The following is a 9,110-nucleotide window of genomic DNA, read 5'->3' as shown; positions in this document are numbered from 1 at the left end:
TGCACTAATGATTTAGTGGTCATAAGCAGACCTCTGAAGAGAAGGCCCCGCCCCGCTTGACGAGGCGGGTGCAATTTATTGAACGGACAGCACCAGGCTGTTGCGACTGTCTTCAACGGTGGGTTCCGGGAAGCCGATACGCAACCGATGCCGTGTTCCTCGCTGATCGTAGAGTACGAGCATCAAGGGCTTGTCTAGCACCTCTCTGAACTTCTTCGTTTCATCCTCGCCTGCCTGGGCGTCATTCCAGAAAGGCATGCTGTCCAGGCGATGCAGCATGATCAACAATTCTCCCGGCCCTGGTTCCTTGCCTGGGATCAACCCCGTCTTGATGCCGGTGTATTTGAGCGCATTGGCCATGGCAGTAAGCATCGCCTCCTCCTTGAGTTCGGCAGGCTTCTCCGATTGCCCCGGAACCGGCAACTCCTTGAAGCCACAGGACAGATAACTGAAAAACACCTCATCCACCTGCTCGCTTTCCCAACGCACGGATGCTGCGCCACCCTCCAACTTGAGTGTGGCGAACTTGATGGTTTGCAGTCTGTCCTGATAAGCCAGGGTCCAGTAATCGATGGAGTCCAGCATGTAGCTGAACTCATCCTTGGGTGCCCCATTTCCCGGGTCGAGAATCCTGCCCCGGCCATTGAACACGCGCTCACGGGTAAGCGTGTAATCGTTTGGCCCAGGTCTCGGGGGTTGTAGGGCAGTGACCTTGAGAAAGCCTTGTTTTTCACGCGAATCCCACGACAGGTCGTTGTCAGACTGGAACTTGGCGTAGAACTCTTCCGTACCCACTATGCCGCTCTGAACCCAGAGGTGCCTGACGGCGCGTGACCCTTCGGAGCGCACGTCCGGCGACTCGCTGGATGTTGCACTACCGTACGGATCGAAACGGTTTGGTCTGACGTGGGTGGCCCATTTCGCCTCTTCAGGTTGCAGGCCTTCCTGGTCCGCATCGATAAACTCCACCTCGGCATTGCCGGTACGGTAGACCAGCCTCAGGCTGGAGAGCTCGGTCGGTGTCAGCGGTATCGGATATTTGACACCACCAATCTCGACCTCCGCGGTTTCTACCACGATTTCCACCCTGATTTGCTGCATGCCATTGGCCAGGCAGACGGGCTCACCCAGCACGTTAATCTCAAATTTTTCCAGCTCGGTCCAACTGATGGGTGGTTGCTGATAAGTGTGCTGGACAATCGCATAACCGGTGAACCTGTCATTGATATCGGCCATGACCACGCTGACAGGCGCTTTGGCCTGGCTGGGCGGGTAATACACACCGTTGTCGTCAACCTCGCCCTCGCCAAAGACCTTCCAGGTCGCATCGGCGTGATCATCTGCTGGCAACTTGAATGCAATCGGCTCGTGCCCCTTGAACACGGGTACATGATAAGGCGTCACGTTAAGGGTTTGCTTATAGGCAAAAATGACCACCGTTGCCGTGTCGCTGGTGTTCGTCGCCTTATCAGTGACGAGGATGCGCTGCAGGCGCACTTCAGGCACGTACCCATCCGGTTCGAACGGTTTGAATATCCGCCAGGTGGGTTGCTCGGGGTCAGGCACCAGCTCACCGTGAACATGCCCATCGTCCTGGATCAGTTCCCAAGTCAAATCGCCGCCGTTTACCGAGCCGGCACGCAACTTGATGTCCCCCATGCCAGCTGCCCAGGTAGTCACGCGAGGGAGCACGTTCACCGCTTGCCGAGATTCGACCAGCAACCCGGTGCGTATCTGCTCCCCGGCCGCAGAAGAGAAACGCCCGGATACCAGTACCAGTTGCTGGTCGCGTCTGAACTTCTCAGCCGGCAATGCCGGGTAGGTTCCATTGACCATGCTCCCGGTCGACAGCGGCAGAGTGAGATCGACAGCCTCCCATCTTGCTGCTACCGCTTGCCCCTGGTTATCGAGGATGAAAGGCTGGCGGCCGTCCGGTAACACGGCGCTTTGCATCGGCTCAACGAAAAATGACAGGGCAGTGGGCTCGATGCCGCCGAAAATCACATGGTCCAGCGGGTCATGACGATCCGCCATGCTGACGTGGTGTGCATTGGGCAACCTGAGCTGACGCAAGATGCCTGGCGCTTGCTGGTCATCGACGAAATGGCGCAACGGTGCAGCGATCAATGCCGTCGCGCTATAGGCAGAAGTGCCTTGCACAGTCAGGTCATCAGGTATCAGGTAGGGATAGGTATCAGGGTTCCCCGGCATGATGCCGGGCTCCTTGTTGATGCGCAGCTGGCTGAACACCACAATCGCCCCATTGCCATATTGGACCGAATGCGGGCGGCTACCCTCAGGCGCCTGCTGGGTTCGCACCTGAAAGCTGCGCGGGCTCAGTGGCCCATAGTCGCTGAAATCCAGCATCGCGAAGCTATAGAGCTGCTTGTAGGCTGGGTGCGCCTTGATCTGCTCCCCCAGCTTGGCGCCGATCGCCAGCCTCGCATCGTCGCTCAACCCCAGGTTGCAGCTGAATCGATCACCCACCGACAGGTCCAGCATCAGTTTGCCCCGGTCGTCCACGCTGCCCACTCGCACACCCAGTTCAACAGACATTTCGAGCACCAGGCCCATGTCTTCACGCAGCGTCTCACTGCGCGCCAGGTAGGGCGGACTACCTGGCTGGTGAATGGTCGTGGAATAAGTACCCGCAAGGATACCGAGCCTGACCGTGGCCTTGGCGTTGGTAAAGGTGGCATGCTCGAACGAGACCTGCGGCGCACCGAGCACGATATCGCTCAAGCTTGCGCGTTCGACCTCGCCAATGGCGACTTCATTGCTGAATGGCAATAGGAAGCTCAGGTCGTTGAACGCTGCCAAGTACTGTTCCCGCAACATGCGGTTGACCTGGTCGCGGTCGAACGCCAGGATGGCGCCCCAGCCGAACATGACATTGCCCTGAGCCAAACGCTCCAGTAATTCAGTCTTGGAGTTGGTTTTCATTGCCCGTTCCTCTGGGTAGGCGCTGCGTCTTGTTCCGCTTCCGTCAGTTTTTCAACCAACAACTCAGGCGTGATCAAAGGGATAGGCAAAATGGTGTACGTCCACAGCCAGTACCTGTTATCGTCTTCAATCGCCGCCACTACGGCATAACGGCTCAAGGGTTTGCCATCCGTTGCGGTCGGGGTATACAGGCCATCCGTTAACGTACCGTTGCCAAGCACCAAGTACCAGGTGGTGTCCTCGGCAGGTACTTCATAATCACCACTCTTGCCGGTACCCCAGAACTTAAGCCGCACACCATTCCCTTCAACGTGGTGGGTGAACCAGTTGGTTTCATTCTGCAATGGCAGCAATATCGGAATCTGCTCCTGGCCACTGCCCGATGCACTGGAAACATCAACGGTCTCGACTGCCAGTAGTTGCGCCAGATCGTCTTCACTGCGCCACGCCGCTGTCGCACGATGACCTCGCCACGTTTCACTCTTGCGCGGAACAACCCCATGCCTGCGATCTCCCACAGGGGCGACATAGAGCATGCTTTGCTGTACCGACGGATCAGGAGCAGGGTCTTCTTGCAACGTGCCTTTGGCACCGGCTGACAGGCTGAAGGTCACCCTTTCTGCATTCAATGTGGCCGCCGATAGTTTGAACTTGCCACCCGCAGCGGCTTGCATGACCATTGGTGATACCGCGATGCTGCGAGGGGTGATGCTGACCAGCGCCTTGCTGTAGTTCGTGCCACTGGTGGCGGTGACAATGACCTTTTTGTTGCCACGCACCACGGCGCTGGATGCCGGGGCCGTGTACTCACCCGTTGCCGCATTGATCGAACCGGGATCCTCGCCTGCCTCACCTGGCAGATTCTCCACGGTCCATGTCATTGAAGCGCCCGAACCGGACGTAGTACTGAACTGCTGCTTACCTCCAGCCATCACCACGGGTTCGATCGGCACGACCTCGAACTGCGTGCGTGCCGGTGAAAGGTACCCAGGCAGTGTCAAATCGCCAGGGAAACGCACAGCCGATGGTTGCGCAGCCTCCTTGCCACTGCGGAACAGCAAGCCGTTGAGGCGGAATGCGTCGATATCCGCGGCCACAGTGACGATGGTTTCGATCGTTTCGTTGAGGTAACGGGCTACCTGCGCCTCACCAAAGTCGACGAATTCTTCCATTATGAGAGGGTGACCTTGTCCCATCGCCAACCATTGATCGGGCGCCATTTTTTGACGAAGCCTAGGCGTCCCGACCCGCTCGAGCCTCAATTCACCCATGTCTTCACCACTCGTTTCGACAACGAACTGGTAGTCTGCCTCGTATTCCCACCGGTAGACCGCATTCCCACGCCTTGGGAACTCACCAATTTTTGGGGTGAGGACGACGGGCACTTCAGTTTTGCCAAACCATTCAAATTTGAGCTTTCCATCAACGGCCCTGACATCGAATCGTGTATATCCGTCCCCACCGCCCCCTACAAAATTCAGCGCCAGCCCTTGCGTGAACGAAACTTCACTGAGATTCGGCGTTGCCCCTGTCACAGGAATGTTCAGCTGCCCCGCTGTCGCCTGGATACCGGTGACAAAAGCCTCCTTTCCATCGCCAATATACCTGGCCGCAAACGGAACTTTCTGGTGTTCAAGCTTTTCGATACCACGTGTCACCAGTCGCTTGATCAGGAATTTGTTACCTAGCAACAGGTTCATCGTGTAAGGCTCTGCCGCATCGGGCAGTAGGTAATGCATGCTCTCATCATCGCCGGGTATACCAGCATCCGAGTTGTCGCTACCTTTCATTGTAACGAAAAGCAAAACCTCACCTTCGCCGTATTGGTCTGAGCTCCTTAAACGGCCAAGCGGTGCAGGATGGGTTCGAACCGAAAATTTTTCCGGCTGCAGGAAGTCGCTCTCTTTAAGCGGCATCTCATTCAAGACAAAAATCTTCTTCTCATCCGGCCAGCCGTCGAAAATTTTCTTGTAGCGCGCGCCTCCAATCAGGTTCTCTTCGTCAGTATCGGCAAAGCTCAGGTAGAAGTAATCAGCCTTCTTCAAGTCGATCGACACCGTACCGGCCTTGGACACTGTTCCCGGGCTAGCGTCCAACGCAATCCGCATGTGCAAGGCGGGGCCATCGAGCGCATCGGCCTCTTTAACTCGGATAAGTTTCTTGACTTTATCGCCTGCCCCCCTGCTTAGGGTCAGTTGTTTCCCGCCACTGATTCGCATGGTCAAGTCTGCGCGTGAATGCGCAATGCTGGAGTTCTCGAACGACAGCCGAGGTTTATCCAGCAAATGGTCAATTACCTTTTCCCACTGCGCACCCGGTGTGATGGTGGTGCTAAACGTCAGGGGCTCGAAATAGCGGCCACTGTCGAAACGGTCGATATATTCCTGGAGCAATAATCTATTGGCCCTAAAACGATCATAGGCGAGAATGGCATCATACCCAAGCGTCCGCGGTTTTTCCTTTAGATACTCCACGAACTCTTCCAGCGTTTCTTTTTTCTTCATGATGGCACCTTTAATATTGAGTTACCGATGTGCGCGCCTACTTATTTGCGCAACGTCAATGACATCCGTGGAAATTGTGTCCAATTGCCCTCACCCCCTTCTCCCTCGAAATCAACACTTACGTTGAACTCGAGTTGCGTGTTATTATCCAAGCCGCCTAGTATCGACTTCAACAACTCCGCCGTGACAACACGCGCATCCACTTCAGCCTGGGTGATAGCCGAGTCGCGGATGAGATAAGGTCTGGAACTACCGCCGGCACTACCCACCATGACAATTACCAGGTGCTGCCCTTCACTCATGAATGGCCAGTTGGCCAGCGTTAGATCAGCGTGCGCACCCACGATATCGGTCAGGTGTAATTCGGTACCCCTGCGCGGACTGCACTGCAGTGTGGAATAGTTGGCCGTGGGCAGAGGAAGAATGCGCAAATGCAACTTCTTGGATTCATGCCCCACGGGCAATATCCTGTAGTAGACCGGGAATCGTTTTACACTGGTATCGCCTATCTCCATGTTGGCGGCAACGGCCACTGGCGGTATATTCAAGGGGTCTGTGGGCACTTCGTCGAACACGTATTTTTTGCTACCCAGTTCGGAGCGACCCTCCCAGTAAACTTCCAGCGTCTCCGAATCTTTCAACTCGATGCCAGACAGGTCGATATACGCCCCTGCACTTGCCGAGATCGCCGGTAGCTTTGCATTGAACGCCTCGTCGCCCCCTTCAGCTACCGCGAACAACACGTTCAACGGCGCATCTTCGCGACGAACGACCAAGTCGACCTGCCGCACTGTCGCGCTGTACGCAACCCCTTCCCGCGCGACTTGATAGCCCAGCGTAATGCGATCCAGGCCCTGCAGTTTTTCTGCGGCCAGGCTGAAAGTAATCACGCCACTTTCAAGGCCACTCAAGTCAATGCGCAGTTGCTGTTCGCCAAACACATCATTGAAATGCAGCAACAACCAGTCACTCACCATCAGTTCTGCATTGGCAGGCACGCGCAATACCAAGCCATTGGGAAACAGTGCCGGGTCGAGCGGACCGCTTGAATAACCTTCTATTTCAAGCTGTGGGAGCCGTGGCGGGTTAACGGGTACCGGACCGATCCGGAAGGTCTGCGTAGGTGACGTCAATGTTGCCGGCAGATCGGCAAACGCGATCTCATAATGGACTTCAGCGTACCCCCCCGCGATGAAGTCGAACTGACCGGCAGGCACTTGCCAACGCAATACCTGCCCTACCTGTTCCGCCGTCACGTTCGTCGGCCTTGACCAGGTCTCATCTTCAGTGCCGTCACTTTCAAAGCCGACGAATGTCAGCGTCACCCTGTCGTTTTCTCGCATGGCCTGATACGCCGGCACCAGGAAAGTCGCACCGGTACTGCCCAGCGAATCGGGGTCAAGGTACAGATTGTGTGACTGCGGTGCCTGGGCCACCGGCATATGTTCAAGCCGACGCGGACGAACCCCCACGAAGCAAAAGGCGCGCATTGACTGTTCCAAGGGCGGTTGCGTGGGCTGGAAACCCGCAAATGCATAGCCATTGGTAGCCGCCACGACGAATGCATTGGACACCGCAATACGTGCCAGTCGGGTCGTGGGATCGAAATTGCTTCCGTCAATATCCACAGGCCCGGAAAAATTGACTGCATTACCGTGTTCATCCGCGCCAACCCAATCCACTCGGACGGTCTGACCTTCGGCGATAGTGTCGTACGTTATATACAGAACTAGATCGTCAGACCCCAGCTTATCGAGATCAACCTCATCGTACGGCGTGAGGCCTTCAATTATTGGGCGCGGGTGTGGATCCAGGTTGATCCGCTTAGCGGCTGGGTGCGTATTCATGTATGCAGCTCGGCATCTCGGTGAGTGATGCCCACACGCTATCGCTTGCCCCAGGCGCTGCCTACTGACAAAAATAACAGGTAGGCATCGATCGCGAGGTTGTGATACTTCGCGACTCCGGTTTTCACCCCAGGTACCTAGCATTTTTGCTAGCTGCCGCAGATTGAGCCTTTCGCTAGACTCGGCTGGTGAACTTATTACTGCACCAACGAGGAAGCTTGATGAACACTCAACGGCACTTACTACCCGCTGCAGCCTTTCTATTCCTGCTGTCCAACACAGCGCATGCTGCGCTTGCAACCGTACAACCGGACGCTCAGTGGTCCAATTCGCAAAAGGAATCAGATCACGATTACAGATGCCCGAGCAACAAAGTTTTGGTAGGGCGCAAACACTATAAGGACGAAAATGGCGCTACAGGGTATTTATGCGGAACCGTGACCCAAGGCAGTCAACTCCAAACGTTTAATGAGGAAAAGATTATCATTCCTTACGGTGGCGGCGCATGTCCTTTCCCCAAAGTCATGACTGGCCGAGGTAGAAAGGGGGATGAGAACTCGGACTACTGGCTGTACTGCGCGGAAGTCCGGGATAGCTGGGAAGAGCCGTTGGTTCCAACACATACCAGCACTCGAGAGGGCCGCGAAAACGCCCACGATTTGCCCTGCTTCAAAAACGAAGTGCTTTGGGGCATGTCCCGCTTCGGCGATGAAAACGATCAAACCAGATACCATTGCAGCAAATTATTCTAAACCAGCACCCGAGACCTCATCATGCCGATCTCAATAAAACTTGGTATCCTTGCGCTGCCATTGCTGCTGAGTAACATTCCGCAAGCTGTGTATGCTGCGGCGCAAGAGGGCACAATACTGATACTCGACAAAGACAACGCGCAGTGTTCACTGACGGTTCCCGGCGAAGGCACAGGCAAGCGCGTGCAGTACGAATTCAACCTCCCCGACTCCGACTGCAAAGAGATAAAACCGCGCAGGATAAAATTCGATGGGCTTCCATCCGCCGCGCAAATATTTATTACCGATGGTTACGGTTGCGGCACTCAGGAAGGCCAGGCAGAAGGTGACGACACCCGAAATTTTTGGGTTAAACTCCGCACCACCAGGAAATTAACCTCCAGCGACTGGTACGAATTCGATGACCTGGTCAGCTACCCCAAGGACGAGATTATTTCTCCCGGCCTGCAAATGCTTGACAAAAATGTAAAGCAATCCAACCTTGCCAGGGATAGCACTTCCTGCGTGCGTGTGATCACCTCGTCCACTACCCCCCCTCCTACACCTGTGCCGGCGACACTTAATGAAAGCACCTTCTATGGCGGTCTAAAACCACGAGACGAGTTCAAGTGTGGTCTCAATCAAGTAATGATTGGGCGCGGGCACAGGGGCGATGAACAAGAACAGCAAAGTACTTATACCTGCGCGACCTTCAAGCAGGGTTCGACTGATCTTTCACGGAGCAATGACAAATGGGAAGAAAGATTCGTTGAAAGCGATGGTATTTACTTCATGTGCCCCCCCGACACCGTCATGAGCGGCCGGGATCACTGGAACGATGAAAATGGCGAGACCCGCTATCTGTGTAGCGAACTTAAAAACGGTGATCAGAAACTGTCGGTTCTCTGGTCCGACGGTTGGTCGAAATCACAAAAGGAGAGTGGTAGCAGTTACGTCTGCCCCACCGGGGAGTTCCTTGTCGGCCGTTTTCATGATGATGATGAGCACGGGCCAACCCGTTACCGCTGCGCCACGGCACAATGAATAGGGAGCTGACTTGCCATGACTATCACCACGAATACAGC

Annotated in this window: 5 protein-coding genes; 2 read left to right on the top strand and 3 right to left on the bottom strand. The window is 55.4% G+C overall.

Features of this window, described 5'->3' with window-relative positions:
* Positions 1-75: 75 nt before the first annotated feature.
* Genes ABEH27_RS25545 through ABEH27_RS25535 form a run of 3 tightly spaced genes read right to left on the bottom strand, consistent with a single transcriptional unit; the run spans position 76 to position 7,294 of the window.
* Entirely contained in the window at positions 76-2,943 is a 2,868-nt protein-coding gene (locus ABEH27_RS25545) for a hypothetical protein (protein WP_346616228.1), read from the bottom strand.
* Complete coding sequence (locus ABEH27_RS25540; RefSeq protein WP_346616227.1) at positions 2,940-5,447, bottom strand: hypothetical protein; 2,508 nt, start codon at positions 5,445-5,447, stop codon at positions 2,940-2,942. Before ABEH27_RS25540 ends, ABEH27_RS25545 begins: the two co-directional genes overlap by 4 nt.
* 41 nt (positions 5,448-5,488) lie before the next feature.
* On the bottom strand, positions 5,489-7,294 hold the full coding sequence (locus ABEH27_RS25535; protein WP_346616226.1) for a hypothetical protein: 1,806 nt from the start codon (positions 7,292-7,294) through the stop codon (positions 5,489-5,491).
* Between the two features lie 221 nt (positions 7,295-7,515).
* On the opposite strand from ABEH27_RS25535, the gene ABEH27_RS25530 reads away from it, so the two are divergent.
* Both ABEH27_RS25530 and ABEH27_RS25525 read left to right on the top strand, forming a co-directional pair.
* Positions 7,516-8,046: a hypothetical protein gene (locus ABEH27_RS25530; RefSeq protein WP_346616225.1), complete on the top strand. Its 531-nt coding sequence runs from the start codon at positions 7,516-7,518 to the stop codon at positions 8,044-8,046.
* 21 nt (positions 8,047-8,067) lie between these two features.
* Positions 8,068-9,069 carry a hypothetical protein gene (locus tag ABEH27_RS25525; RefSeq protein WP_346616224.1) on the top strand — a complete coding sequence of 334 codons (1,002 nt, stop codon included), beginning with the start codon at positions 8,068-8,070 and terminating at the stop codon, positions 9,067-9,069.
* The last annotated feature ends 41 nt before the right edge of the window (positions 9,070-9,110 follow it).

Origin of the sequence: Pseudomonas sp. P39-UII1, from assembly GCF_039672635.1 — a bacterium.
Taxonomy (GTDB): domain Bacteria; phylum Pseudomonadota; class Gammaproteobacteria; order Pseudomonadales; family Pseudomonadaceae; genus Aquipseudomonas.
Note: the sequence above shows the minus strand (reverse complement) of the source record. Positions and strands in the feature narration are given on the sequence as shown.